27 protein-coding genes are annotated in these 26681 nt (G+C 28.7%); 7 read left to right on the top strand and 20 right to left on the bottom strand.

Features of this window, described 5'->3' with window-relative positions:
• Positions 1-4 precede the first annotated feature (4 nt).
• The gene (locus ABXT39_RS04980; RefSeq protein WP_415294640.1) at positions 5-898 is read left to right on the top strand and encodes an SHOCT domain-containing protein; all 894 of its coding nucleotides are present in this window, start codon (positions 5-7) and stop codon (positions 896-898) included.
• A 341-nt stretch (positions 899-1239) separates the two neighbouring features.
• Here the strand turns inward: ABXT39_RS04980 and ABXT39_RS04975 are convergent, their stop codons facing one another.
• From ABXT39_RS04975 to ABXT39_RS04960, 4 genes are all read right to left on the bottom strand, one after another.
• A complete protein-coding gene (locus tag ABXT39_RS04975) occupies positions 1240-2406 on the bottom strand; it encodes a DUF1501 domain-containing protein (protein ID WP_415294639.1) in 1167 nt (388 codons plus the stop codon).
• On the bottom strand, positions 2403-3848 hold the full coding sequence (locus tag ABXT39_RS04970) for a DUF1800 family protein (protein WP_415294638.1): 1446 nt from the start codon (positions 3846-3848) through the stop codon (positions 2403-2405). Before ABXT39_RS04970 ends, ABXT39_RS04975 begins: the two co-directional genes overlap by 4 nt.
• 311 nt (positions 3849-4159) lie before the next feature.
• Positions 4160-4387 (bottom strand): hypothetical protein, encoded by a 228-nt coding sequence (locus ABXT39_RS04965; RefSeq protein ID WP_415294637.1) that lies wholly within the window; start codon positions 4385-4387, stop codon positions 4160-4162.
• A 10-nt stretch (positions 4388-4397) separates the two neighbouring features.
• On the bottom strand, positions 4398-4883 hold the full coding sequence (locus ABXT39_RS04960) for a YajQ family cyclic di-GMP-binding protein (protein ID WP_415294636.1): 486 nt from the start codon (positions 4881-4883) through the stop codon (positions 4398-4400).
• A 90-nt stretch (positions 4884-4973) separates the two neighbouring features.
• Here ABXT39_RS04960 and ABXT39_RS04955 point away from each other — a divergent pair, with 90 nt between their 5' ends.
• Together ABXT39_RS04955 and ABXT39_RS04950 are read left to right on the top strand one after the other, a co-directional pair.
• Complete coding sequence (locus ABXT39_RS04955; RefSeq protein ID WP_415294634.1) at positions 4974-5180, top strand: SlyX family protein; 207 nt, start codon at positions 4974-4976, stop codon at positions 5178-5180.
• A gap of 16 nt (positions 5181-5196) precedes the next feature.
• On the top strand, positions 5197-6378 hold the full coding sequence (locus ABXT39_RS04950; RefSeq protein ID WP_415294632.1) for an NAD(P)/FAD-dependent oxidoreductase: 1182 nt from the start codon (positions 5197-5199) through the stop codon (positions 6376-6378).
• Here the strand turns inward: ABXT39_RS04950 and ABXT39_RS04945 are convergent.
• The 11 genes from ABXT39_RS04945 to rpsF form a co-directional block, all read right to left on the bottom strand.
• Entirely contained in the window at positions 6375-7676 is a 1302-nt protein-coding gene (locus ABXT39_RS04945) for an MFS transporter (protein WP_415294631.1), read from the bottom strand. The two genes, ABXT39_RS04950 and ABXT39_RS04945, sit on opposite strands and share 4 nt — an antisense overlap.
• A gap of 58 nt (positions 7677-7734) precedes the next feature.
• On the bottom strand, positions 7735-8595 hold the full coding sequence (locus ABXT39_RS04940; RefSeq protein WP_415294630.1) for a DMT family transporter: 861 nt from the start codon (positions 8593-8595) through the stop codon (positions 7735-7737).
• Complete coding sequence (gene gshB / locus ABXT39_RS04935; protein ID WP_415294629.1) at positions 8592-9521, bottom strand: glutathione synthase; 930 nt, start codon at positions 9519-9521, stop codon at positions 8592-8594. Before gshB ends, ABXT39_RS04940 begins: the two co-directional genes overlap by 4 nt.
• Positions 9511-10806: a glutamate--cysteine ligase gene (locus ABXT39_RS04930; protein ID WP_415294628.1), complete on the bottom strand. Its 1296-nt coding sequence runs from the start codon at positions 10804-10806 to the stop codon at positions 9511-9513. Before ABXT39_RS04930 ends, gshB begins: the two co-directional genes overlap by 11 nt.
• An 81-nt stretch (positions 10807-10887) precedes the next feature.
• The gene (gene purF / locus ABXT39_RS04925; protein WP_415294626.1) at positions 10888-12369 is read right to left on the bottom strand and encodes an amidophosphoribosyltransferase; all 1482 of its coding nucleotides are present in this window, start codon (positions 12367-12369) and stop codon (positions 10888-10890) included.
• Positions 12323-12868, bottom strand: a complete 546-nt coding sequence (locus ABXT39_RS04920) for a CvpA family protein (protein ID WP_415294625.1) — start codon at positions 12866-12868, stop codon at positions 12323-12325. Before ABXT39_RS04920 ends, purF begins: the two co-directional genes overlap by 47 nt.
• Positions 12869-12875: 7 nt before the next feature.
• Positions 12876-15260, bottom strand: coding sequence for an efflux RND transporter permease subunit (locus ABXT39_RS04915; RefSeq protein WP_415294623.1), 2385 nt, complete (start codon positions 15258-15260; stop codon positions 12876-12878).
• Between the two features lie 21 nt (positions 15261-15281).
• Positions 15282-16700 (bottom strand): replicative DNA helicase, encoded by a 1419-nt coding sequence (locus ABXT39_RS04910; protein ID WP_415286732.1) that lies wholly within the window; start codon positions 16698-16700, stop codon positions 15282-15284.
• 67 nt (positions 16701-16767) lie between these two features.
• Positions 16768-17226 (bottom strand): 50S ribosomal protein L9, encoded by a 459-nt coding sequence (gene rplI / locus ABXT39_RS04905; RefSeq protein WP_415294621.1) that lies wholly within the window; start codon positions 17224-17226, stop codon positions 16768-16770.
• A complete protein-coding gene (rpsR, locus tag ABXT39_RS04900) occupies positions 17227-17505 on the bottom strand; it encodes a 30S ribosomal protein S18 (RefSeq protein WP_415294619.1) in 279 nt (92 codons plus the stop codon). It abuts the gene before it with no gap.
• Positions 17506-17507: 2 nt separating this feature from the next.
• On the bottom strand, positions 17508-17873 hold the full coding sequence (gene rpsF, locus ABXT39_RS04895; RefSeq protein WP_415294618.1) for a 30S ribosomal protein S6: 366 nt from the start codon (positions 17871-17873) through the stop codon (positions 17508-17510).
• Between the two features lie 86 nt (positions 17874-17959).
• On the opposite strand from rpsF, the gene fabD reads away from it, so the two are divergent.
• From fabD to gmk, 4 genes are read left to right on the top strand one after another with little or no spacing between them, the layout of a single operon-like run.
• Positions 17960-18892, top strand: coding sequence for an ACP S-malonyltransferase (gene fabD, locus ABXT39_RS04890; RefSeq protein ID WP_415294616.1), 933 nt, complete (start codon positions 17960-17962; stop codon positions 18890-18892).
• Positions 18885-19622, top strand: a complete 738-nt coding sequence (gene fabG / locus ABXT39_RS04885; RefSeq protein WP_415294614.1) for a 3-oxoacyl-[acyl-carrier-protein] reductase — start codon at positions 18885-18887, stop codon at positions 19620-19622. Before fabD ends, fabG begins: the two co-directional genes overlap by 8 nt.
• Positions 19623-19670: 48 nt before the next feature.
• Positions 19671-19910 (top strand): acyl carrier protein, encoded by a 240-nt coding sequence (locus ABXT39_RS04880; protein ID WP_415294613.1) that lies wholly within the window; start codon positions 19671-19673, stop codon positions 19908-19910.
• An 8-nt stretch (positions 19911-19918) separates the two neighbouring features.
• Positions 19919-20551, top strand: coding sequence for a guanylate kinase (gene gmk, locus ABXT39_RS04875; RefSeq protein ID WP_415294611.1), 633 nt, complete (start codon positions 19919-19921; stop codon positions 20549-20551).
• On the opposite strand, the gene rsmA is transcribed toward gmk, so the two are convergent.
• From rsmA to ABXT39_RS04850, 5 genes are read right to left on the bottom strand one after another with little or no spacing between them, the layout of a single operon-like run.
• Positions 20540-21328, bottom strand: a complete 789-nt coding sequence (gene rsmA, locus ABXT39_RS04870; RefSeq protein WP_415294609.1) for a 16S rRNA (adenine(1518)-N(6)/adenine(1519)-N(6))-dimethyltransferase RsmA — start codon at positions 21326-21328, stop codon at positions 20540-20542. The genes gmk and rsmA overlap by 12 nt on opposite strands.
• A complete protein-coding gene (locus tag ABXT39_RS04865) occupies positions 21329-22288 on the bottom strand; it encodes a 4-hydroxythreonine-4-phosphate dehydrogenase PdxA (RefSeq protein ID WP_415294608.1) in 960 nt (319 codons plus the stop codon).
• Positions 22281-23216, bottom strand: coding sequence for a peptidylprolyl isomerase (locus ABXT39_RS04860; RefSeq protein ID WP_415294606.1), 936 nt, complete (start codon positions 23214-23216; stop codon positions 22281-22283). The genes ABXT39_RS04865 and ABXT39_RS04860 overlap by 8 nt, the downstream gene beginning before the upstream one ends.
• Before the next feature lies 1 nt (position 23217).
• On the bottom strand, positions 23218-25611 hold the full coding sequence (locus ABXT39_RS04855; protein ID WP_415294604.1) for an LPS-assembly protein LptD: 2394 nt from the start codon (positions 25609-25611) through the stop codon (positions 23218-23220).
• Positions 25601-26680, bottom strand: a complete 1080-nt coding sequence (locus ABXT39_RS04850) for an LptF/LptG family permease (RefSeq protein ID WP_415294603.1) — start codon at positions 26678-26680, stop codon at positions 25601-25603. The genes ABXT39_RS04855 and ABXT39_RS04850 overlap by 11 nt, the downstream gene beginning before the upstream one ends.
• Between the last annotated feature and the right edge of the window lies 1 nt (position 26681).

Below are 26681 nucleotides of genomic sequence, written 5' to 3'. Positions count from 1 at the left end.
TAATATGAAAAAACTTTTAGGAATCGTGGTTCTGGGTTTGTTGTGGTGCAATATTTTACCAGCTAAAATTATTAATTTATCAGATGATATAAATTTAAATGTTCCAGACAACTTCGTCTATAGTGAGCTTAGCCAAAATATGTTTGAAGAAATTGATGGTTGGGAAGATTTTTTTGGAAGTAACTCAGAGATGTTTTATATAGGCACACCAAATTCAGTAAATTTTTCAAAAGAACTAATAGAAAATCCTGATAAATTTTTAGAACCAATACTTAAAAAGCTTGAGAGAAAAAAACTTAAATCTGAAAAAGCAATGATAAATTTTATTGGAAAAGAAGTAAAAAGATTATCAAAAAAAAAAGGGTATGAGTCTGTAACTTTTATTATTAAAGGAGGAACTTCAATTACCCAGTTAATGAATGATAATAATGATTTTAAAGAATTTATGCTTGAAGTTAATGAAATGTCAGCTCAAGACCTTGAAAAAGAAATGAAGGCTGGAAAAATAGATTTTATAAAAGATTTAAATGAAGGGTTAGGTGAACTTAAACAATTTTATAAATTTAGTAAAATAAAATTAAGCAAAGATAGTAATAATAACCCATATTTAATATTTAATTATAAAGCTTCATTGCCACCACTTAAAACAATTGGCCAGTGGTATTTGTTTATTCATAATGATAGGCCTTATTTCATGGGTATTGACTGCATGGGTTGCACTAAATTAAAAGAAATATCATTAATCAAAATGACTGAACCAATGTTGAGCTCGAAAAAGGTGAATATTTCAGCTAACAATGATTTAGCAAAACAATTGAAAGATCTCAGTGAATTATTTAAATCTGGAGCTTTGACTAAAGAGGAGTTTACAAAAGCAAAAAAGAAACTTTTAAATTAAAAATTACGCCCAGACTAAGCTCGAAAGTAATCCAAACACCAATCAGTAATACAAATAAAGAGAAGTAAAGGAGTGTGAAGGGGCGTTCTGTTACCAGGTGCCTGGACTGTCCTTATCAGTTATAGGATTATGTGGGACTGACTGATAACAAACTGATAACATTTTCGAGTGCTCAATAACCATCATTCCATCACCTAGACACCTGATTATGGAAACAAAAAGAAGAAATACTATCCTATCTTTCGTAGTGGGATAAAAGGTTTAAAACTCCACTGTGTTAAAATCAGTGGAAATAAATTCCTTACACAACAATTCTGGTTTAATGGGAAATCTGATTAATGTTAAGCTTTGAAGAGTTTATCTGATAGATTTTGTAAATCTTCACCCCAGAAAACATCTTTTTGGATACGTTTGAAATCTAAATCAAATACAGTCGACATTGCTGATGCATAGACAGATCTTGCGTCAATTGTAGCATTAAGATCTCTACCTTGATACAGTTCTTTCTTCTTTAAACCTGGCCAATCAGTATGAACTTGGCTTTTCTTTATTAAGCCTCCCGCCATAAATATTGCTGTTCCATATCCATGCTCAGTTCCATTTCCTCCGTTTTGCTTAACTGTTCTGCCAAACTCTGTAACTGTTAAAATAATTGTATCTTTGTAAGCTTCTTGAAGATTATCTTTCAAGTTATTAAAAATTTCATCCATTTCAACTAGACATTTTGTGTGAGTACCATCTACTCCACCTTGTGCAGCATGAGTATCAAAACCATTAACTTCGAACACAGCAACTCTTGGCCCATCTGATTTTCTTAAATATGTAGCAGCTTGTCTTGCAAGATTTTTATTTTTTCTCTTGCCATGGTTCATTGTGCCACCCATCATCTCTTCATTTTTTCTTTTTTTGATATAATTCATCATTTCTAAAAGTTCATCTTCAGAACTTTCAGCATAAACTGATCTTAAAAGATCCAAAGTGGCTTCCCGGGGTAACTTGCCTCTTCCTGGAAAATAATTATTATTTTTCGGAATACCTCTTAGTAATAATGGCATTGGTAAAGATAAAGCTAATCCATCTCCTTGAAGATTTGCAAGCTTCATAGCTCTTCCAACCCATCCTGTTTTTTCCTGGTATGCAACTCGTCCACCTGACTCCATCAGATTTTGACCTTCAAAATGTGATCTTTGAGTATATGGAATACTTGTTGCATGCACTATTGATCCTGTATTATCATTCCAACACTTATTAAATCCTATTAATCTTGGGTGTAATGCAAAATCAGAATTAAGTTTTATTGTATTTTCAATTAAGATATTTTTTCGTCTTTTTTCAAAATTTTTATCTCCAATTATAGGTACCGCGCAAAGTCCATCCATACCTCCACGTAACATAATTACTACTAAGTTCTTTTTCCTTGTTGATGCGGCTAAAGCTGGGAGATTAAACCCTGCTAAAAACAAAGTTGTAGCAGAACCTTTTAAAAAATCTCTTCTTGATATCTTCATGCTCTTAATACCTCTGGTAAATTAAATAAAATCATGTGCTTTTCTTCATTACTTTTAGCTTTTGATAATATTTTCAAAATTTTATCTGGATTATCAAAGTTTGTTCGAACAATTTTTTCATGAATAGTGTCATCTATTTGATCTTCTAAATTATATCTATGAAAAGCTTTTTTAGCATACATTAATCTTCTAATAATTAATTCAGTAGAAAGCCAATCACTTGATAAATCTGAATAACCATTGGGTTGCTTAGATCTATACGGATGGCATCCAATATCTTCTAGTAGCCAATCAGGTTCTCTTAACCTTTCGCTAACAATATTGCCCAATTTATATTTATCCATTCTTTTTTCAGGTATTGGGTATGCATAGGTAGCTCCTGACATATTAATAGTTTGTAACCACCAATTTTCAGGGTTTTGAAATTTTCTGTATTTATCATTATATTCAAAGGCTACTTTGATTGCAGCTTTATGTACTTCTGGCAAATATCCATTTGACTGTTCCCATGCTTTGATAATTGGGGCAGTCATTTGTTTTGTAGGATTATCAGTTATTAAATATCTGCAAAGTTTTGTAGCGATAAATTCTCGACAAGAAGGATGGTTAACTAAATCTTTAATTGCAATTTTTAAACTTTTTTTCCCAACTTTATATTCTTTTCCTAAAACATTTTTTTTTCCAGGTTCATGACGATCTCTCATAAATGTAATGTCTGATCCTTGATCTTTCTTTTTTGACCACTTTGGTCTCCATCCAGTCATAATTTTTGCAAGCTCTTGAACATCACCTTGGGTATATCCTCCCTTTGGAGATATAGTGTGAAGTTCCATTAATTCCCTTGCATGGTTTTCATTTAATGTTGCAGGTTTTTTTTCTTTTCGTCTCCACTCTTGTCTAGCGCTCTCAGATTTAGGGCCAATATTATCTTTATTATCTAAATGCATTATCATTGGCCAAGCAATAGTTCCTTCTATGGCCATAGTTTCAAAAGTTTTATCCATATTCGCTCTTATGAATTCTCTTTGATAAGCTCCAGTTGAATATTGATGTAATCTTTGTGTTTCGCTTATTGTGAAATGATTACTCCAAAAATACCAAAGTTTAGCGAGTACAGGATGATTGCTTCTAATCCCTTCAGCATGTCTTATGCTTATTTCATTATTTTGCCAAAATTTTCCACCTGTATCATTTTCAAGTTGACGTTCAGCTAATTCAAGACCTTTAGGATCATTTTTAAATTTTTTTCTTAAAGTTGTATCTTCCTCAACACGTTGTGTGATCCAATATTGCCTCATTTCTTTTTCTGAGTAAATGAATTTGCCTTTCCAGTTTAATTCTGGAACCATTTCAACTTGTTTTTGAGCCCAAGTTAATGGATCAGATGGAATTTTTTCTTCAGGTTTTAATCCAAATGCGACTTTTCTAAAAAAATTTTTCACAATTATTTAATTATATCAATATTATTTATATTCTCCAAAGATTTATCAAATTCATCCATATTTTTCCTAAAACCTAATTAAATATATTTTTTTTAATGGGTTTTTCTGAAAACGAAAATGCTAGGGCTAGATGTGTAGATCAAACCTTATAAGAAGATATATAAGGGAACCTAATACCATAAAGGGGTGATGGGGATCTAAATTCTATTCGAAGTTGAGTTTTGAACTGGGTCCTACTTATTTATTGAGACTAGAGCCAGACTAGGAACTTACTAGGAACTTTTCCGAGTGAGAACAAAATGTTCTCTTACTTAACTTGGGTTCTCTTTCAAAAAGTTAATGTAATCAACAATTTCTTGAAAATGTTCATCAGGAATATCTTTATATGAGTTGCCAAACTTCTCTTTGACACAAAGAGCAACGTGGGCGTAGGGATTTCTTCCTTTAGGGTGATTTGGATGACTTGGTAACTGACCTACCAAATAATCGCCAGCTTCCTGAATAATTTTCCAGAGTTTACTTGTGTTTTCTTTGTTCATCAAAGTGAGATTAATCTCTAAAGTTTACAAATTCAATCGGGAGACCAATATCAATAGCGCTTATTGCTGACATTGCATCTTGAAGGTCATCTCTTTTTTTTCCTTCAGCTCGTAACTCCTCTCCTTGAATTTTAATCTGAATTTTAAGTTTTAGTTTTTTTATTTCAGCAATAATTTTTTTTGCATTTTCTTGACTAATACCTTCTTCTAGCTCACTAACTTGTCTAATCGATGAACCTGCAGCATTTTCTGAATTTTTAATTGCTAATACTCTTGGATCTACTTTTCGCCTTATAAGATGAACTTGTAATAATTCATTTACTTGTTTTAATTTTAATGGATCGGGTGCTAATGTGGTGATAATCTTATCTTTTCTTTCAATTGAAATATCAAGTCCTTTAAAGTCAAATCGATTACCAATTTCTCTTAGGCAGTTGGCAAGAGCATTATCAAATTCCGGGTAACTAATTTTACTGATTACATCAAATGAAGGCATAATTTTTTATTATCTTATAACTCAACCATAACAAAAATTTTTATAATTGACTATTTGATTTATTTTGAAACTCTTTTAAGTTGTATTTATATGGAAGATTTAGTTAAAAAGTTAGAAGAACAGATCAGTTTTCTTCAAAATGAAATATCCCAAATGAGTGATGAACTGTATTCTCAACAAAAAGAGGTATCTGTTTTAAAAAAACAAATTTCAAACGTTGAAAAAAGAATTAATGAATTGGAGAGTAGTGATGAAGCAGGTATTGTTATGATTGATAAAAAACCTCCACATTATTAAATATTATTATTAATCCATGACAGAAAAATTTAATGTTATTGTAGTGGGTGCAGGCGCTGCTGGTATGATGAGCGCTATAGAAGCTGGTAAACGTGGAAGAAAAGTACTTTTAATTGATCATGCAAAAAAGATAGGAGAAAAAATCAGAATATCAGGTGGTGGAAGATGTAATTTTACAAACATACATACACACCCTAGTAAGTTTATTTCAAACAATCCAAAATTTGTAATATCAGCTTTAAAACAATACACCCAAAATAATTTTATAGATTTAATAAAGAAACATAATATTAAATTTCATGAAAAAAAATTAGGACAACTCTTTTGTGACGAAAGTGCTCAACAAATTATAGATATGTTACTTTTAGAGTGTGAAATGGCAAATGTAGTTTTAAAAAAAGGTATAACGATAGATAATATTGATAAACAAGATGATAAATATTTTATAATTGTTGGTAATGATAAATATTCTTGTGAATCTTTAATTATTGCAACAGGCGGTCTATCTATTCCAAAAATTGGAGCAAGTAAATTTGGTTATGATATTGCTCAAAAGTTTAATTTAAAAGTTATTGAAACGTTACCTGCGCTAGTTCCTTTAACTTTTAGTGAAAAAATACTAACAATATGTAAAGAGCTTACAGGGTTATCCGTTGAAGCAGTTGTTTCATTTAAAAAGACTTTTTTTGAGGAAGGAATGTTGTTTACTCATAGAGGCTTGAGTGGACCCTCTATATTACAAATCTCTTCTTATTGGAAATTGGGAGATAATATCAAAGTTAACTTATCACCAAAACTAGATGTGGATAAATTTCTAAATGATAGAAAGATCTCTAATCCTAAACAAGATATAAGTATTATAGTTTCTGAAATCCTTCCTAAACGATTAGCTCAGATAATCTGTAACGAAAGTAGCATTAATGGAAATATATGTGAATTATCTAACAAAGCATTAACCAGTTTGAGTAATTCTATAAATGCTTGGGCGATAAATCCGACAGGAACCGAAGGTTATAGAACTGCGGAAGTTACTTTGGGAGGTATTGATACAGAAGAAATTTCTTCTAAAACAATGATGTCCAATAAACACCCTGGATTATTTTTTATTGGAGAAGTTGTAGATGTTACTGGCCATTTAGGTGGTTATAATTTTCAATGGGCTTGGTCTTCTGGGTATGTGGCAGGCCAATATGCTTAAAGATTTGTAACTGGTTGAACCTCTTCAGGTTTTTTTGGTTCTTCAATAGGTTCTGTTGTTGGGTTTAATTCAATTCCAGCTGGTGTAATAGATGAAGGCATAGCAACGAACTGAGAGTCTGGGTTTTCAACTGTATCTCTAACTCTCATTCTATAGACACCAAACACACCTATTAAAGCATGAAAGAAAAGTAAAAATACAAAAAAACCATTAGAGCCAACAATATTCATAAATATTGAACAAAGGAATGGACCACTCATAGCGCCCAAACCAAATGTAAACTGTATACCAGCTCCAGCTGCTACAAATTTTTCTTTTGGTATATAATCATTAGTGTGTGCACAAATCAAAGAGAACATTGGTAAGCTACAAATTGAAAATAAAATTAAAAAGATAAAAAACCACACTTTGCTTGTGGCAAGTTCACCTGGTAAGTACATTTGACCTGATGATAGAATAGCAAGTAAAGCAAAAATAGAAGCACCAAAAGTTGAGATAACTATTACTTTTCTCCTATCATATTTATCAGAAAGTTTTCCAATAGGATATTGAGAGATAGCACCAGAAATTGCTAAAAGAAAAGTTACAAGTGATATTTGAAAAATAGTAAAATTCATTGATGCTGCATATACTGCCAACAATGTAAATAGTGCTGACTGGATTGTTCCATAAAAAAGAGCACTTACCATTCCAAATGGTGAAGTTTCATAAAGTTCTTTTAAGGGCATACCCTTAATTTTTTTAAATGTAGGAGGTTTTTTTTTGGTTAAGAGAATAGGTATAAGTGCAACTGATGTAATAATTGAAACCAATATAAAGGGTTGATAATTTTCTGGTCTACTAAAGTTCAATAGAAACATTCCTATACCCATTGATCCATATAAAATAACCATATAAATCGATAAAACACTTCCTCTATTTTTATTACTTGATCTGTCATTTAACCAGCTTTCAGCAACGGTATAAATACAAACCATACTTATTCCGGTTAAAACTCTTAAAAAAAACCAAACATAAGGATTAATAAAAATAGAATGAACTAAAATAATTAAAGATGCTAAAGATGCAAAAGCTGCAAACACTCTGATATGACCAACTCTTGATATAAGACTGGGAATTGTTGAAGCACCAATAAAGTATCCAACAAAATACCCAGACATCATAAGGCCAGTCGCTGCAAGACTGAATTCTTCTTGAACAGCCCTTACGCCTAGGAGTGAACTTTGAAATCCATAGGCTATCATCAAAAAACCCATACCTAAAAACAATGCCCAAGAATTCTTTAAAACTTTATTCATAAAATTGACCGTACTTATTTGCGATCTAAATGTAAATCAAGTCTTAATTTTGATTAAATTAGGAATTCTTTAATTTGATAAATGAGTGGATTGCGATAGCTGTGATGATAACAGCACCACCTTGCATAGTTTCAAGACTAGGTTGCTCCTTAATAATCAGCCATACCCAAATAGGACCAATAATAGTCTCTAATAAGAAAAATAAGTTAACTTCAGCTGCAGGTATGAACCTTGGAGCTATGGTGACTAGCACAAAAGGTATAGCAACACACATAACACACATTAAAGGAACAATAATTAGGTCACTATCCACTAGTGCAAAACTTTCAATAAATAGAAGTGCAAACATAGCTACAATTAACTTTCCAACAACAGCTGCAGGAATTAGGTTTTTATCCTTTGCAGATCTAATAGTAACTGCACCAACAGCCAAACCTAAAGCAGTTATTAAGCCTAATATATCCCCAAAAAAGTTACCTAACTGTATTGAATCGTAAAATATATAAATGGCAGCTGTAAAAGTTACAAATATTGTAATCCATGTTTTTCTATCAGGTAATTCTTTTAAAAATATTGCTCCAAGTATTGCAGATAACATAGGAGCCATTGCAATCATCACTAATGTGTTTGCAACATTGGTATTTTGGATTGAAACAACAAAAGTAATATTGGTTACAGAAAAAGTACCAATATAAAGTAACCCGTGATAACCACTTGAAAATAGCATTTTAAAGAAACTTAATTTATAAATTAATAACATTCCTAAAAATACAGTAACAAAAGGAATAAGCCCTCGATAAAAAACAAGTCCCCAGGTATCAACATTAGAAAGCCTTATAAATAAACTATCTGGTGTAATAAACATTACTGCAACAAATGCGAGTAAAGATCCTTTTTGTTGCTCGGATAAATTGTTCAAGCTCTTAATCCTTTCCAAAATACTTTTGCAAGATTGATATTTGTAAGATCATACAAAGACTTTAACCCTGTAGGAGAGGTAACATTAATATCTCCATTTAACTTTTGGTCAATAAAATCAATACCAGAAAAGTAGATGTCATTTTTTTTAAGATTTTTGCCAATTAAATTTGAAATTTTATTTTCTGTTTTTGTTAGTTTAACAGAAATAGGTATGGCCCCTTTACTCATGTTGCTTAAAAAAGATCCTTTTTTTGGAACTCTGGAGATCGCACCACAAACTTTACCATTAATTATAAAAACTCTTTTATCTCCAAACTTAATTTTAGGTAAAAACTTTTGGCACATAATATGTCCATGTTTTTTTATAAAACTTGCAATTAATTTAGTATTTATCTTATTTTGAAATAAGTGAATATCATTTCCGCTAAAGCTGTGAATAGGTTTTATAATCATTTGTTTGTTTTTTGAAAAAAATTTATTAATTTCATTTATATCTTTTGTGAAAATTGTATCTGGCATATATTTCTGAAAAAATGTTGAGTATAGTTTCTCAGAGATATTTCTAATAGACGTTGGATTATTAATAATTTTAACTTTATTTTTTATCTTATCCAATATGTAAGTTGTTGAAATGTATTCTAAATTAAAAGGAGGATCTTGACGTATCAAAATATACTTACATTTAGTAAGTTCTAGTTTCTGCTGATGTAATATCTTAAAAAAACGTTTATCCGAATAATTAAACTCTACATAATATCCGTTGGCTATGACCTTATCGTTTATTATTGAAAGGTTTTTTGGTTCATAATAAAAAATCTTATATTTTAACCTTTGAGCTTCAATAGCTAAAAATATACTAGTATCAGTTAGAGGTTTTAGTTTTGAAGGATGATCGCCTTGAATTGCAACTATCTTATTTGTCATATAAATCGTTTAAATTTTCATTCTTAAAAAATTTATCTATCATATGATCTGCGTTTGTTGTCTTTTTATCAATTAGTTTATCTAGATGATCTAAAAATTTAGCTTCATTATCATTAGATTGATTCAAAATATCTCTGTTTAATAATCCTTTTCTTGAAATACCCAGTAGCAATGACGACCAATGTAATAGATCTTTCCCCATCAACTCAGTATTAAAACCTTTTTTTGGCGCCTCTAGGTAGGCATTAATTATTTTATTTTTATCCCACTTAGAAATCAATTCGTAAGCCTCATCTAAGTTGCCATATAAAATTCCAGTATTAAAAGCAGGTCCAGCGCACAAACAGTCCCAGCCACAAGTGTCCATTGATCTTAATTCTATATATTTCTTAAGTCTATTTTCTGTAAAAATTGTACTTAGGTGGGTGGCTAAGTCGTCTTCAGTAGGAAGTCTGTTCTTAACTTCATTAATTTTGCCATTCATAAAATCTGAAAATGAATAATTACTTCCTGATAAATATTCTTTTTCATTTTGAATAAACAATAAAGGAAAGTTTATTGAAAAATCTGCATATTTTTCAAAATCCATATTATCAAAAAATATCTCAGGCAAACCGCCTCTTGATGTCTCTTGCCAAACTTTAGATCGATAAGAGCTATAACCACTATTTTTTTTTTCAACAATTGAGGAATTTGCAAATAGTGCAATAGATATGGGTACTATAGAATTTATTATTTTAAATTTTTTAATAAAATCTTTTTCAGAATCGTAATCTAAATTAAGTTGTGTACCACAAGTCCTATACATCATATCTAAACTCAAAGAACCACCAATAGGCATATCTTTGGTCATTACTTGATATCTTTGTTTTGGATTATTTGGGACTTCTTTAAGACTTGAAATAGGATCAAAGCCTGCACTAACAATTTTTAAATTTAATTTTTTGGTTACTTGTTGCAACTCAAATAAGTAATCATGAGATTCAGCACAAGCTTCATGAATATTATTTAGCTTATCACCTGATAATTCAATTTGATTTCCAGGCTCAAGGGTAATACTTTTTCCTTGTTTCTGTAATCCAATAATATTTTCTTTTTCCATTATTGGTTTCCACCCAAATTCACTTAGTAGTGAAAACATTTTAAGGACAGTAGGGTAATCTACTCTTTTGTTTGTTGTTTCATCAAATAAAAATTTTTCATGCTCAATACCAATTTTAAAATTTTTAATATCTTTAATTCCAGATTCAAAATATTTAATTATTTGCTCTTTGTGAGTAATCATTGATTTATATATAAGGGTTTAATGTTGATTTTAAAGTCTTTATGTCCAACTCTTCTTTATGAGAATTATGTAGTAGCTACTCTAGTTATTCGAAGCAGTGCTTAGCAATGATAGTTGAGTAATTTTATCATCACCCAGTTCGTCTATAGGTTTAACAGGGTATTCACCTGTAAAATAATGATCTGTTAATTGAGGGTACGCATCATTACGTTTTTCAAATCCTATTGCCCTATACAAACCTTCAAGTGATAAAAAATCTAATGATTTAGCACCAATATATTCACAAATTTCATCGTTAGTTTTGTTTGCAGCAAGTAGCTCTTTTTTAGTTGGTGTATCCACTCCATAAAAGTCTGGATATCTAATTTCTGGACAGGCAATTTTAACATGAACCTCTTTTGCACCAGCATCATAAAGCATTTTAACAATTTTATGTGAAGTTGTTCCTCGTACAAGCGAGTCATCTATCAAAATAATTCTTTTATCTTTAATTGTAGATTGATTAGCGTTTAATTTTAATTTAACCCCCAAACTTCTAATCTTTTGACTAGGTTCTATAAAAGTTCTCCCAACATAATGATTTCTAATTAAACCTAATTCAAAATTAATTTTTAAGTGTTGAGCAAATCCAAGTGCTGCAGCATTTCCTGAATCTGGAACAGGAACAACTATATCCGCATCAATTTTATTTTCTTTAGCAAGTTCTATTCCTAAGTTTTTTCTATGCTCATAAGCTGATTTTCCATCTAATAAACTATCTGGTCTTGCAAAATAAATATATTCAAAAACGCAAGGTCTAACTTTTCTTGTGGGGAAAGGTTTAAAACTTTTTAACTCATTGTTTTCAATTAAAACAATTTCACCATTCTCTACATCTCTTACGTACTTAGCCCCTATAATATCTAGTGCGCATGTTTCAGAAGCCAAAACGTAACTGTCTTTTATTTTACCAATAATTAAAGGCCGTATTCCATATGGGTCTCTAACACCTATTAACGTACTTTGTGTGAGCATAACCAGTGCGTAGCCACCTTGAATTTGAAATATTGCATCAATAACCTTATCAACTGTATTGTTTCTTTTTGATTTTGCAATTAATTGAACAATTGTCTCAGTATCTGATGTTGTGTAAAAAATTGCACCATCTTCAACTAACTTATTTCTAAGTGTAACAGAGTTAGTTAAATTTCCATTATGTGCAACACCAATACCACCTGCATTAGTATCTGCAAAGAAAGGCTGGATATTTCTTAAGGTATTTTCACCGGTAGTGCTATACCTGTTATGACCAATGGCATATTTCCCAAGTAAATTTTTTAATACTTTTTCTTTGTTAAAGTTATCTCCAACTAAACCAAATCTTTTTTCTGAATGATATTTTTCTCCATCAAATGATACAATCCCACAACCTTCTTGACCTCTGTGTTGAAGCGCATGAAGACCTAAAGCAGTTAGGGCAGCAGCATCATCACTATTGCTTATACCAAATACACCACATTCTTCTTTAAGTTTTGGATTATAGTTCTTCAATTTTTTCTTTAGAATTTTGATAGTTTTTTTCATTTGGCAACTCTTTCAACAAATAATTACTACCTTTTTCTATGTATGGAAAGGTGTATGATTTATCAGTATTAACTGGCCATTTATTATAATTATACACAATATTTATAGCTGAAAATAAACAAATACAGATTACATAACTTCGAATAAATCCAAAAAATAAGCCAAATAAGGAATCGAGTCTTCCTAGTCCAACAAATTTTACTGTTTTACTAATAGCTTTGTTCGCAATTAGAATAATAAAGACCACTAAAACAAAAATAGTTATGCCGAGTGCAATATCTAAGACATATTCACTATCAATTATATTTTTAAAATAAGGCTTAACTTTTGGAAAAAGAATTAAAGTTACAACATAAGCCAACAACCACTTTGAAGCTGACAATAAACTTAAAACAAATCCTTTGCTGTAACACTTGATAACTGAAAAAATTGTAATGATTAGAAATATTAGGTCTATTAAAGACACCGTTTGATAAAAATCTTTTAAAGCATCAAGCATAATGACTTTATTTTCCGAATGGTTTACTTATTAAAATAAGAGAGGGCAGTAAAGTTAATACCAAAATCATTGCTAGTAGCATTGCTAAACCAGTAAATACACCAAAGTAAATTGTTGGTATAAATTTAGAAAAAACAAGAATTGAAAAACCAAAGACAATAGTTATTGAAGTATTTAGTATTGCAACACCCACTGTTGAGTGGCAAACTTTTAGTGTTTTATTATAGTCTTTATTTTTTAAGAACTCTTCTTTAAATCTATAAATGTAGTGAATACTATTATCTACTGCTATCCCAATTGTAATTGCGGCAATAGTAATAGTCATCATATCAAGTGGTATTCCAAGCAGACCAATAATTCCTAAAATAAAGAAAGCTGCAATAAAGTTAGGAACAACACCTATAAGAGATAGTTTAAAATTTCTAAATAAAATCATAAACATGGCAAAAATTCCGACCATAACCAAACCTAATGTGAGTATTTGAGATTTAAAAAGACTTTGGAGTAAATTATTAAATAAAATTAAAACACCAGCTAGTTTAAATTCTTCCTTGCTAAGATTTAGTTTATTTTCAAGGTCATAATTTATTTGGTTTATTAAATCATTTCTCCTTAAACCATCCTGTGAATCAATAATTCTAAGACTTATCCTGGCTTCATTATCTTTTACGGATATATAGGGATCTATAATATCTTTTTTTATACTTTCTGGAATTTTTGAATAAAGAACACCCATTTCTAAAGTTCCAAGGGGCTTATTATTATTTAACTGTGTAGCAACTTCAATTATTGAACTAAATGATAAAACTTTTCCAACAGCAGGAAGGTTATCTAAATAATTATGAACGTTTTGAATTTTTTCAACTTTATCTTTTGTAAACCAGTATTTTTCATCATCTTTACTGCCTTCATCGTCCCAGCTCTCAAATTCATCATCTTCGTTAGACTCTACAGCAACTTTTTCTGGAAATTTCAATATAACTTCTAAGGGTGTAGTGCCACCTAGTTTTTCATCAATAAGTTTCATACCTTTGTAGATCTCAGTATTTTTATTAAAATAATTTATAAAACTGTTTTCAACTTCAAGCTTACTTATTCCAACAACACTTAATGCAACAACTAAACCTGTTATTAAAAAAATTATACTCTTATTGTTAATAGAAATTTTACCAAAAAAAGAAGTAATTTTAGAATCTGAATCTTCTTTAACTTTCACTTTGTTATCGGACATAAAACTCAACAGAGTAGGGAACAATGTAAATGTAATAATAAAAGAAGTTATTAATCCTAAAGTCATCATCCATCCAAAATCAATAATAGGCTTAATGCCACTAAATACCAAAGATAAAAAAGCACATATAGTTGTAAGAACTGTGTAAATGATCGGCCAAAACATTTTACTAGTTGTCATTGTAATAATTTTTAAATTATCCAAATTTGGAAAATCTTCTCTTAATTGTAGAAACCGGGTGCTCATATGAATATTCATTGCCATAGTTAGAATTAGCATTAGAGCAATAAAGTTTGAGGATATAACGGTAACCTTCCAGCCTAAAAAGCCAAGTAGACCTGTCATAATTAAAACTGAAAAAAAACAACTACTAATTGGAACAATAATCCAAATTAGCTTTCTAAATATAAACCATAGAGTAGCGATAATAAATAAAAGAACTCCTAGACCAAAAACAATAATATCACTTTTAATAAATGACATCATATCATCTGTGATCATTGGAATACCTCCAAGGTATATTTTTCCAACATCTCCATAGCTTTTAATGACCTCTCTTATCTGAGTGATATTTTCATGATTTTTCTTTTTTAAGGTATCTTTATATTCTTCAATCTCTTGAGCTGATTTATTTTTAATATCTTTTAGTTCATCTTTTTTTATGTAAACAATTATACCACTTGTTTTACTATCTTCACTTATTACAAAATTTCTAAAAACTGGACTATTTAATATCTCTTTAAATCCTCTTTCAGTATCGACACCCTCATCTTTTAAAGTTTTAAAGTTTTCTAATCTGTCTTGAAGAGGTGCTTCTGAATTACTTAACAAGGGTATATCAAGCAGTGTAACAACACTATGAACCCAATCTAGACTTTGGATTTTATATTTTAAACTTAAAAGATTATTAATAGAAGTTTCAGTTACCATCCCTTCATTAGGAGAATAGGTTAAGATTAAAAACTCTTTAGAGCCATACCTTTCAGTAACTTCTTTTAAATATTCAAGATCAGGATCACCTTCTATTAATAGAGTGTCAGATGAGGCATCTAACCTAAAATCTTTAGAAAAATACCCAAAACTTAAAAGAGTAATTAATAATAGTATAAAAATTGATTTAGGATTTTTTAAAACAATATTTTGATAAAATAGAGACAGCATTCATAACTAATATATTGGATATTAGTTAATTTGAGTATCTTTAAATTTGGTAAACATTGCTTCAAATTCTACCATAACATTGCCCGTTGGGCCGTGTCTTTGTTTTCCAATAATAAGCTCTGCTAGATTTGATACTTCATTCATCTTTGCTTGCCATTCAGCATGTTCAACAGTTGCGGGTCTTGGTTCTTTTCTCTCCAAGTAATACGCCTCTCTATATACAAACATTACAACGTCTGCATCTTGTTCAATTGATCCAGATTCTCTTAAATCTGATAACTGAGGTTTGTGATCATCTCTTTGTTCTACTGCTCTCGATAGCTGTGATAGAGCAATCACTGGAAGTTTAAGTTCTTTTGCCATTGCTTTAAGGCCTTGAGTAATTTCAGAAATTTCTTGAACTCTACCGTCTCTATTATTTCCTGATCCTCTCATCAACTGAATGTAATCTACAACAATCAAATCTAAACCAAATAATCTTTTAATACGTCTTGCCCTGTTGCTCATAGCAGCAATACTGATAGCTGGTGTTTCATCTATATATAAAGGAAGTTCAGATATATTTTTTGATGTTTCAATAAATTTATCAAACTGTTCATCAGAAATTCTTCCTCTTCTAATGTCATTTGATTTAATCCTAGATTGTTCTGCTAAAATTCTGGTTGATAATTGTTCAGAAGACATCTCAAGTGAAAAGAAGGCAACTGCAGATTTTTTTCCTTTTTCCTGTAATTTTTGAGCAGCATTAAAAGCTATATTTGTTGCTAAAGCAGTTTTACCCATTGAAGGTCGACCTGCGATAATAATTAAATCTGAATTATGAAGCCCACCCAGTCTATCATCTAAATCTCTTAGACCAGTAGGAACACCAACAATCCCCTCATCATTTTGGTATGCAGCTGAAGCCATTTCAATAGTTTGTTTCATTGCTTCATCAAATTTAACAAGTGACGAATTGAATGACCCTTTTTCCGCAAGATCAAATAATAATCTTTCTGAATTTTCAATTATATTCTGACCATTAACATCAAGTGCATTTAGTTTTGCAGCATCAATAGTATTTTCAGATATTTTAATTAATTCTCTTCTAACAAACATATCATAAATAATTCTTGAATATTCTATTGCTTGTCTTGGAGGGGTTGAAAATTTTGTAACTTTTACTAAATACTCAGGAACATTTAATTCATCTTTTTCATTTTCAAAATAATTTTTTAAGGTTATGGGGTTTGCAAGCATCCCCTTGTATATTAGACTTTCAATTGCTGAAAAAATACTTTGATGCATGGGGTCATAAAAATTAATACTAGAAACGATAGTGTTTATTTCATCGAATGTTTCATTTTGAACTAAGATTGATCCAATTACTGCCTGTTCTGCTTCAATATTATTAGGAAGCTCTTTAAATGTATCTTTAACTATGCTGAGGTTATTTTCCATGAACAAACCTTATCTCAATTAAGATTTAAAAAAATAACAAATATATGCTGGGGAAAAAATTGTATAATTATTGAATTGTATCAGCTGTAACTACATTAATAGTAATTTCAGAATCTATTTCAGAGTGTAGAATAATTTTTACCTTGAATTTACCAATTGATTTAATTTCAGTTATTGGTTGTATCATTGAGGGCTTAATATCTAATTTGTCATTTTCTAAAATTAGTTTTGAAATTTCAGTTGGTTTAACTGAACCATAAAGCTCTTTATTTTCAGTGCTTAATTTTTTAATTTCGTATTCTTTATTATTAATTTGTTCAGAAATTTTTTGTGCTTCTTTTTTCTTTTCAGTATCTTTTTTACTTAGCTCAGATTTAATCTTTTCAACTTCTGCAATGTTTTCTTTTGAAGCGTAAAGAGCTTTTTTATTTGATATTAAGAAATTTCTAGCAAAACCCCTTTTTACATCTATGATTTCCCCAATAGATCCAATTCTTCTTAAGTTTTCTAAAAGTATAACTTTCATTTAAATTAACGCTAAATTTCTAGCTCTCTTAATAGATAGAGAAAGCTCTCTTTGTTTTTTTTGCGAAACATTTGTAATTCTTGATGGTAAAATTTTACCATTTTCAGACATATATTTTTTTAACAATCTAATATTTTTATAATCAACTTCTGGAGCACCCTTAGCAGATAAAGGGCAAGTTTTTTTAAATTTGTATTTATTAGGTTGAAAAATACTTAGCTTTGCAAAGTTACTTTGACTACCTTTTTTTTTATTTCCTACTCTTTTTTTTGATGGCATAATTAGTCTCGATTATATTCTCTTTTATATTCTTTTTTTTCGTACTCTTCTTTTTTTGAAAAATATTTAGCTTCTAAATTAAATTTCTTAACCTTAACTGTCATATATCTTAGAAGATTTTTATCAATTGCTTCATTTTTTTCTAATTCATCAATAATTTTTCCAGATCCTTTAATCTTAAAATGCATATAAATACCTTTTTTATTCTTTTTAATAATGTAAGCTAAATTTAACAAACCCCAATCTTCAGTTTGCACTATTTCTCCTTCATTTTTTTCTACTATTTTGGAATATTTTTCAGTTAATTGCTTAACTTGAGCTGGGCTAGTATCTTGTCTAGCAACTATTGTGTGTTCGTATAAATTCATAATTGTTCTTTAATAAAAAGTGAGGATATACTATTATAATTATTGAATTACAACACTTAAAACCATAATAAACTTTAGATATTTAAATGTTTTCTGTTATTTTTCCAGGTCAAGGCTCACAATTAGTAGGTATGGGTAAAGACCTACACATTAAATATAGCTTAGTTCAAGATCTATTCAAGGAAGCAGATGACACGCTTAGTTTCTCACTCTCAAACCTTATCTTAAATGGCCCTAAAGAGGAATTAGACTTAACTGAAAATACTCAGCCAGCAATATTTTTGCTCAGTTATTCAATATTCAAGTTAATCAAAGAAGAGTTCAAAGTTGATTTAGATAAAGCAAAATTTTATGCAGGACATTCTTTAGGAGAATACTCCGCATTAACTGCTGCTGGATCATTATCATTTTCAGATACTTTAAAAATATTAAAAATTAGAGGCAACGCGATGCAAAACTCTGTTCCAAAAGGAGTAGGTGGAATGGTTGCAGTTTTGGGTTCCGAAATTGAAATAATAAAAAAAATTATTAATGAAAATAAAGATAAATATGAATGCTTTATTGCAAATGACAATTCTGTGGGTCAAATTGTATTAAGTGGAAAAATTGAAGACCTAGAAAAAATCATGGTTGATTTAAAATCTTCAAATATTAAGAATATTAAACTGCCTGTGAGTGCTCCATTTCATTGCAAATTAATGAATAATGCGACACTTGTAATGAAAGAAGAAATAGCAAAATTAAATTTTGATGAGCCAAAAAATATACTTATTTCAAATGTGACAGGAAAAGAAATATCCAATTCAAACGAATTAAAAGAATTACTAGTTAGGCAAATTGAAAGCAGTGTTCGTTGGCGTGAAAGTGTTCTATTAATGATTGAGAAGGGTGTTACAGAGTTTATAGAAATAGGGCCTGGTAAAGTTTTATCAGGATTAATAAAGAGAATTGACAGAAATGTTAAAGTTAGTGCAATAAATTCAGAAGAGGATATAAAGTTAATTAATATCAATGAGTAGTTTAAAGGATAAAAATATTATAGTTACAGGAGCCTCAGGCGGGATTGGTAATTCAATAGTTGAAAAGCTTTATGATTATGGAGCTAATATTTTAGCCACTGGCACAAGAATGGAAAAGTTAGAAGAGTTAAAAAAAAAATTTGATAATATAAAGATTCTTAAATTTGATATTTCTCAACATGACAAAATTGAAGAATTTATAGAAAATGCTACAAAAGAATTGGGTGGGTCGTTAGACTGTATCGTTAATAATGCGGGCATTACAAAAGATAACTTAACTATTAGAATGAGCTTAGAAGAGTGGTCAAAAGTGATAAACATTAATTTAACTTCCACATTCTTAATGTGCAAATATTCAATAAAAAAAATGCTAAAAAATAAATCTGGAAAAATTATCAATATAACTTCAGTTGTAGGACATACAGGTAATGTTGGACAGGCAAACTACACAGCTTCAAAAGCAGGTATTGTTGCTATGTCAAAAAGCTTAGCAATTGAATATGCAAAAAAAAACATAAATGTGAACTGCATATCTCCTGGCTTTATAAGCACTACTATGACGGATCAGATTGATGAAAAATATAAAGAAGCAATTATAGCCAAGATTCCATCTAATAGACTGGGCAAGCCTGAAGATATTGCAAATGCTGTAACTTTCCTAAGTTCTAATCAGTCAGACTATATTAATGGAGAAACATTACATGTAAATGGAGGCATGTATTTGGGTTGACAAAACTACTTTTTGAACTATTAACGAAATATAACAAAAAGGAACATTATGTCAGAAGATATTTCAAGTAAGGTTAAAAAAATTGTAGCGGATCATCTAGGCATAGATGAGGCTAAAGTATTAGAAGATTCAAGCTTTATAGACGATCTTGGCGCAGATAGTTTAGACACTGTTGAATTGGTAATGGCTTTTGAGGAAGAATTCGGTTCAGAAATTTCAGATAGTGAAGCTGAAAAAATTCTCACCGTAGGAGATGCTGTTAATTTTATTGCAGGCAAAGCTAACTAGAAATTAAAATGTCCACAAAAAAAGATGGGATAATGGTGATTTTATCATCCCCATCTGGGGCGGGTAAAACAACTTTAGTAAAACTTCTTTCTAAAAATAAGAATTTTCATATTTCAATATCTCACACCACAAGAAAACCTAGAATTAACGAAATTGCAAACAAGGATTACTACTTTGTAAATCATGATAAATTTGAAAATTTAATAAAAAATGAAGAGTTCTTAGAATATGCAAAAGTGTTTAACCATCTTTATGGTACAACTAGAACACCAGTAATTGAAAAATTAGAAAAAAGTGAAAATGTAATATTTGATATTGATTGGCAGGGAGCTGATCAAATTAAGAATAAAAAATTAAATTATAAATTAATTACTTTTTTTATTTTACCTCCAAGCAAAGAAATATTATTTGAAAGACTATCAAATAGAGATATGAAAGATAAATTAATAGTAGAAGAGCGTATGAAAGAATTTAGTAGAGATGTATTGCATTGGATTAATTATGACTATGTAATAATTAATGACAATCTAGAAAAATGTTATTCTAAAATAAGCAGTTTAATTGATGCAGAAATTAACAATGGATCAAAAGATTACGATAAGGATTTCATTAGAAAACATATCGAGAAACTAACTTCTTAAGTCTTCATATTCTTTTACAAGTTTGAAATATATTTCAGGCTTAAGGTTTTGAGGTCTAAGATTAAGATCAATGCCAAATTTTTCTGCAACCTGTTTTCCATTAGCAAAAACTTGATTGAAAGGTTTTTTTAACATTTTTCTTCTTTGGCTAAAAAATATTCTAGTAATCTTTTCAAGGTTTTTAGCATCCCTTAATTCAAAAAAAAATTTCTTAGGTGTGAATAAAAGTAAAGAACTATCTATCTTAGGTCTTGGTGAAAAACTTTGTGGTTTGATATCTATTATTTTTTTTACATTCAATTTCCAGCTAGATAAAATTGACAATCTACCGTACTTAGAACTATTAAATTCAGATATAATTCTATCTGCAACTTCTTTTTGGAACATCAATACTAGGCTTTCAAACCAAAAATTTGATCCAATATTAAGAATCCACTTTGATAAAATTTCAGTAGATATGTTGTATGGTAAATTACCAAAGACAGATAATTTTTGATCTGAGATTTTATCTTCAGATATTTTTAAAATATCATCATTAATAATTTCTATTTCAGTATCAAACTTTTCTTTTAATAATATGGCTAAATCATTATCTTTTTCCACAACATAGAGTTTTTTTGGTTTTTGTTTTAAAATGTATGTAGTTAAATTTCCACTACCAGGACCAATTTCCAAAATTTCTTTGCCAGCTATATCTGTTATGGATACAATTTTTTCAAGTACCTCTCTATCTATCAAGAAGTTTTGTCCGAGACTTTTTTTTGCTTTTAAATGCATTTATTTATTTAAAAATTTTAAGGCTTCAATTAAACTTTTTGGGTTTGATACATTTTTGCCCAGCATAGAAGAGTTTGGACCATGATCAGGTGAAATACGAATAAATGGCAAGCCCAGAGTAATATTGATTGCATCAAAACCAAATAAAGACTTCATAGGAGACAGAACCTGATCATGATACATTCCAATTATAACATCATATTTTTTAAAATTTTCTTTCATAAATATTGTATCTGCAGGAAAAGGACCATTAACTAAGAACTTTTTTTTTTTTAATTTATTGATTGCAGGAACAATTATTAAATCTTCTTCAGAATTGTGAAAATTACTTTCACAATGGGGATTTAGACCAGTAATGGCAATTTTAGGTTTTTTATAAAATTTTTTTTTATAAAACTCATTAATTAGTCTTACATGTTTATAAATTTTCTCTTTTGAAATATTTTTATGAACATCTTTTAAAGCTAGGTGAGTAGTTATTGGGCTAACTGATAATTTTTCATTATAAATTAACATAACCACATTATTTTTTTTTTTTGTTTTTTTTGCTAAATATTCTGTAATTCCTAGATTTTTCCCTTGTAAAAAATGTTTTTTAGAAATTGGACCGTTTATTAGGCCTGAAAATTTATATTTTTTTATTAAATCTAGTGCTATGAGAAAACACTTTTCAATATAATTGTTTGATTTATTTGTAATTTTATCAAAAGTTTTTTTAAACTTAAATTCTACATTTATAATATTGATTTTATTTTTTTGCAATTTATCAAGTTTTATTTTTTTAATATCGAGTTCATTTATTTTATAATCAAAATTTAATCTTTTCATTTGCATCTGAAGTAATTTTTTTGAGACTATTAAAATTGTATTTTTATTTTTCTTTTTTGCTTTAAAGAAGAGCTCTAAAAAAACACTATAAGGTTCGCCTGCAACAACCAATATGGGATGCAAGTTATCCATCAATTATAATATTTTTTTTAACCCTATTAAAAAATATAGTTGAAAATTGGTCTAGTTGCTTATTTCGTTCATTTAATATTCTTTTATTCAAAGCTTCTTCTAAATCAATTTGAACATTTGTGATTACAGAGTCCTCTATTTTCAAAATTAAAAAATTAGAGTCTATTTTTATTGGTTTTGTGTATTCTCCATTCACTAAATCCTTAATTTCAGTTAAGATTTTTGGTGATAATGATGTTTGGTTAATCCAGCCTATCTTGCCTCCTTTATTGGCACTACCAGATATACTATGCGTATTAGCTGTATTACTGAAGCCTATTTCAGCTATGCTTTCCTCTATCATTTTTGTTAAGCTTAAAAAATCTTGGTTAGAATTAAATTTTATAACTATTTCTGATAATAAAATTTTTTTTTGTGTTTTTCTTAACTTTATATCTTTTTTTAGACTCTTTCTAATTTCTTCTTTATCTATTGATACTTGGTTTCTATATTTATTGTAGATCAAGCTATTCCATAAGCTTTCTATTTCAAGTTTCATTTTAGTCCACTTAATAGAAATATTAAATTTTTTTAAGTATTGTTCAAATTCATCTTCATTTTTAATACCAATATTTTTATATACACTTTCAAAAGTACTTAGTACCATCGGGTCATCAAGATTTTCACCCAATGAATTATTTTTTTCTAATTCAATCTTTTTGATTTTTTCTCTTACTATAGAGTTTAAGGCTAATTTTGTTAATTTTAAAATATCTAAATTCTTTAAATTAGGATTTAATGCTCTTAGATAATTTGCTTCTTTCTTTACATCATATTCTGTAATAATTTCATTATTAATCTTATGTATTATGAAATTCTCATAAGAGTAAGAAGTTTCACTTAGTAAAAGCGTAATTATTAAAATTAAAAAAACACTTATTTTTTTCATATTATCTATTAATACCAGGTGTGTTAACTTTTCCAAACGGAACAATAGTTAATGAAAAGAGAAGTTGTTTTTCTGGTTTTAAATCACTATCAATATAATAAGACTTATTAAATGCTACAGCAGCTTCCAAGCAATCATTTGAATAGCTATAGAATAAATCATAAAATTCAGTGGCATTGGTTACTTTATTCTTTCTCAAGTTAAAACCTATAGAGCCAGAATCATTAATTTGTAAAGTTGTTTTATTTGTAACGTAAGATTTTTGATTTTTAGAATTTTTGTCATCTAGGTATTCAAAAGTTGTTGCAAAATTATTAACAGAAAATTTTGTTTTAATTAAGTCGTAATTTGATTTATTTAAGTTGTTGTCAATTGCAAAATTATAATTGAAATCTATATTTTTATGAAGCTTAATCTTAAAGTCTCCAAAATAATCTGATTGATATTCTCCCAAGCTACTACTGCTAGGTAGATCTTCATTTTTTTCCATTCTTAGTACTGTTGCCAATTTTATATTAAGAAAATCTTCATAATTTTTATTAGTCTTTTTATATTCGGTTCCAATAGTAACTGATGAGCCACCCTCAACAGTATCTGTTACACCTATTCTATTAAAGGAGTAGATGCCGTTTACGTCAATTCTTTTATCCTCATTCGTCATATTTTTTGTTTTGTTTGGACTATACATAAAAGAAAGTTTTGGTATTAAGATATCGGTAAATATATTGTTACTTTTTTTCATAGGATATTCGGCAGATAATAGCAATGAGGACATCAAAGACTGATCAAAACTATTTTTATATTTAGATGAATTTGTGGCGTTAGTATTTACATTTTTTAACAAAGCATCAAAATTACTTTTTAAACCCCAATCATAAATTTTTGGGTCTGTTTTATAAATCATGTCATTTGTTACAATACCCTCATATTTGTTGGTTTCATATTTTTTCTGAAAGCCATAAGAATAGAGTTTTAAGTCATTGTTATCCAGATTTAATTCTTTTACTATTTTATAATTTGGGTAAATAAACTCATGCCTATCTTTAGAAGTTTTAGATAAATCTTCCCAAACTTCTAGAGATGAGCTGAAAGTTAGTTTTTCATTTTCTGCATTAAAACTCAAGTAAGAATTTAATAGTGTACTATTATCAACTAAAGGTGAGTCAATTTTGTAAGTTTTTAAATAAGTATCATTAGTAGTTCTTTCAACATTTAACTGAAGACTACTGGTCTCAAAATCCTCTAAATTTAAATCAAATATTGAGTTTGAAAAAAAGTGACTTTTATTTTTAGCTCCTGAGCTTAGAAAGCCATCAGTATTGATTCCAAAATCAATTATATGCTTACTATTTTTATTTACTTGCCTGTATTCATTTTGAAAAATAGCCTGATCATTAGCATATAATCTTGGTTTAAAAGTAAGATCCCTATTTTCTGAAAGTACTAAATAGTAAGGTAAACTAAGTGATAGGCCATGAACATTAGAATCCATCAAATTAGGTTTTAAAAAACCTGATTTTCTTTTTACAGTTGGGTCAGGATGAGAAAATTTAGGAAAATAAGCAACTGGAATATCATAAACTTTTAACCAGGCATTTTTATATGCAATAGTTTCTTTTTTCTTGTCATGTGTAATATTATCTGCAGAAATTGTCCAAGGTGGACACTGGTCATTTTTTTTGCAGGTTGTGAAAACTCCCTTATCCATGGAGGATAAATTTTCAGTTAGATAAAAACTTCTAGATTTAAGTCTTGGGTCATTTTCATTATTTCCAAATGTTGATTTATTAAAATTAATACTTAAATCTTTACCTGAAATATTATTATTATTAAGATTAATAACTGTATTTGAAATCAAATATTCATTATTTTCCACATCGATAAATTTAGTATTAGATCCTCTAAACAGGTTTTCATTCATTTCATATTCAAAATTTTTAATATAGAAAATATTATTTTTGAGGTCATGAATCTTCATTTCCTTATTTGATGTTATTTTAGGTTGTGAGATAAAATACTGAAAACCACCAGATTCACCAAAATATTTATTTTCAAAGGTAAATTTTGAAAAGTTGTTTGAGGATATTATATTTTCTTTTTGAAAATATAATAATTCATTTGTGCTTATAGTAAATTCATTGAACCTATCGATTATTTTTACATCACCACTTAGCTCAACTAAACCCTTTTTTTTATTATACTGAAAATTATTAGATAGGATGTCAATATTGTCATTTAAAAAAATCTTTACACCTTTTCTTGACTTTATAATATTCCCATTATCTATTACTTCAATTTGATTAGCTTCATAAGAAAATGTATCAGCACTGTAGATATTTGAACTATAAAAAAAGAGACATAATATTAGATAAAAAGTACTAATTTTATTTTTCATTTATTGTAACCAAACCAATTCCAATTAAGATTGATATTATTAAAAGTGGCAACCAAACGGAGAGTGTAATCGGTAATTGATTGTTCACTCCCATTGTGCCTGCAAAATGGTTTATATAAAAAATAATTACAGATAACAATACACCCAGTACTAAATAAAAAATTTTTGGCTTATTATGCTTGATATTTAGCATAATTACTGAAGAGAGAATTGTTGTAATCATTAAATAAATAGGAAAAGAATAAATTTTTTGTAAATGAAGGTTGATATCATCAGTTGAATAACCTACTTCCTCATAATATTTTTTTTGTTTAAACAATTGCCAGATAGTTAAAGAATCCATATCAGAAAAAAGAGTATTAATTTTTTCTGAATTAAAATTTGTTTGAAATTTTAAATTATTCTCATTAAAGCTTTGTTTTCCAGTTATAGTAATTTTTGATTTTTGTAAAAGCCACATGTTATTTTTAATATCCACTTCATCAGAGGAAATATATCTTGATATGTTAAAATTATCATCAAATTGTGTAATTATTACATTTTTTAAATAGTCACCTTCTATTTGACCAGCATTTATAATATTAATGTTGCCATTATTTTCATCCCTAATCCAGAGACCATTTTCAGTTATTACAGCTAAAAACTTATTATCATTCGCATAATTATTTTTGAGATCAAGATATATAAATTTAAATTTTGCTGAAAAATTGTAAAAGACAAAAACAATAAAAATTCCTGAAACTAAAGATATAGTAGCCAATAATTTTATTAATTTAAAATTATCCAAACCTATATTTTTAAAAATTAATAGTTCATTTTTTTCGATCAAATTTAAGAAAAAAAATTGAGAAGCAATTAAAAAAATAAAAGGAAATATGTCATATAAAATTGATGGTGAGTTTAGAAAATTAAGAAAAAAAGGTAGAGTGAAGCTTTCGTTTAAATTTTTTACATAATTAATTTCCTCAAAAAGATTTAAAATTAAAACCAAACCATAAAAAATCCCACCTATAATAAAAATTGACTTTAAAAAATTTTTTAAAATATATTTTTGGTAAGTTTTAATCATT

Source organism: Candidatus Pelagibacter sp. Uisw_113 (assembly GCF_047717815.1).
In the GTDB taxonomy this organism is placed as follows: domain Bacteria; phylum Pseudomonadota; class Alphaproteobacteria; order Pelagibacterales; family Pelagibacteraceae; genus Pelagibacter.
This window is presented reverse-complemented; position numbering and strand designations above follow the sequence as displayed.

Excerpts from the sequence above, each read along its gene's own strand:
- ABXT39_RS04945 (WP_415294631.1), bottom strand. The coding sequence starts at position 7,676 with ATGAATAAAGTTTTAAAGAATTCTTGGGCATTGTTTTTAGGTATGGGT.
- rpsF (WP_415294618.1), bottom strand. The coding sequence starts at position 17,873 with ATGAATTTATACGAACACACAATAGTTGCTAGACAAGATACTAGCCCA.
- ABXT39_RS04860 (WP_415294606.1), bottom strand. The coding sequence starts at position 23,216 with ATGAAAAAAATAAGTGTTTTTTTAATTTTAATAATTACGCTTTTACTA.
- ABXT39_RS04855 (WP_415294604.1), bottom strand. The coding sequence starts at position 25,611 with ATGAAAAATAAAATTAGTACTTTTTATCTAATATTATGTCTCTTTTTT.
- fabG (WP_415294614.1), top strand. The coding sequence starts at position 18,885 with ATGAGTAGTTTAAAGGATAAAAATATTATAGTTACAGGAGCCTCAGGC.
- rpsR (WP_415294619.1), bottom strand. The coding sequence starts at position 17,505 with ATGCCATCAAAAAAAAGAGTAGGAAATAAAAAAAAAGGTAGTCAAAGT.
- ABXT39_RS04920 (WP_415294625.1), bottom strand. The coding sequence starts at position 12,868 with ATGCTTGATGCTTTAAAAGATTTTTATCAAACGGTGTCTTTAATAGAC.
- ABXT39_RS04910 (WP_415286732.1), bottom strand. The coding sequence starts at position 16,700 with ATGGAAAATAACCTCAGCATAGTTAAAGATACATTTAAAGAGCTTCCT.
- gmk (WP_415294611.1), top strand. The coding sequence starts at position 19,919 with ATGTCCACAAAAAAAGATGGGATAATGGTGATTTTATCATCCCCATCT.
- ABXT39_RS04880 (WP_415294613.1), top strand. The coding sequence starts at position 19,671 with ATGTCAGAAGATATTTCAAGTAAGGTTAAAAAAATTGTAGCGGATCAT.
- ABXT39_RS04965 (WP_415294637.1), bottom strand. The coding sequence starts at position 4,387 with ATGAACAAAGAAAACACAAGTAAACTCTGGAAAATTATTCAGGAAGCT.
- ABXT39_RS04980 (WP_415294640.1), top strand. The coding sequence starts at position 5 with ATGAAAAAACTTTTAGGAATCGTGGTTCTGGGTTTGTTGTGGTGCAAT.
- rplI (WP_415294621.1), bottom strand. The coding sequence starts at position 17,226 with ATGAAAGTTATACTTTTAGAAAACTTAAGAAGAATTGGATCTATTGGG.
- fabD (WP_415294616.1), top strand. The coding sequence starts at position 17,960 with ATGTTTTCTGTTATTTTTCCAGGTCAAGGCTCACAATTAGTAGGTATG.
- ABXT39_RS04975 (WP_415294639.1), bottom strand. The coding sequence starts at position 2,406 with ATGAAGATATCAAGAAGAGATTTTTTAAAAGGTTCTGCTACAACTTTG.
- ABXT39_RS04960 (WP_415294636.1), bottom strand. The coding sequence starts at position 4,883 with ATGCCTTCATTTGATGTAATCAGTAAAATTAGTTACCCGGAATTTGAT.
- ABXT39_RS04950 (WP_415294632.1), top strand. The coding sequence starts at position 5,197 with ATGACAGAAAAATTTAATGTTATTGTAGTGGGTGCAGGCGCTGCTGGT.
- ABXT39_RS04915 (WP_415294623.1), bottom strand. The coding sequence starts at position 15,260 with ATGCTGTCTCTATTTTATCAAAATATTGTTTTAAAAAATCCTAAATCA.
- ABXT39_RS04865 (WP_415294608.1), bottom strand. The coding sequence starts at position 22,288 with ATGGATAACTTGCATCCCATATTGGTTGTTGCAGGCGAACCTTATAGT.
- gshB (WP_415294629.1), bottom strand. The coding sequence starts at position 9,521 with ATGACAAATAAGATAGTTGCAATTCAAGGCGATCATCCTTCAAAACTA.
- ABXT39_RS04850 (WP_415294603.1), bottom strand. The coding sequence starts at position 26,680 with ATGATTAAAACTTACCAAAAATATATTTTAAAAAATTTTTTAAAGTCA.
- ABXT39_RS04930 (WP_415294628.1), bottom strand. The coding sequence starts at position 10,806 with ATGATTACTCACAAAGAGCAAATAATTAAATATTTTGAATCTGGAATT.
- purF (WP_415294626.1), bottom strand. The coding sequence starts at position 12,369 with ATGAAAAAAACTATCAAAATTCTAAAGAAAAAATTGAAGAACTATAAT.
- rsmA (WP_415294609.1), bottom strand. The coding sequence starts at position 21,328 with ATGCATTTAAAAGCAAAAAAAAGTCTCGGACAAAACTTCTTGATAGAT.
- ABXT39_RS04955 (WP_415294634.1), top strand. The coding sequence starts at position 4,974 with ATGGAAGATTTAGTTAAAAAGTTAGAAGAACAGATCAGTTTTCTTCAA.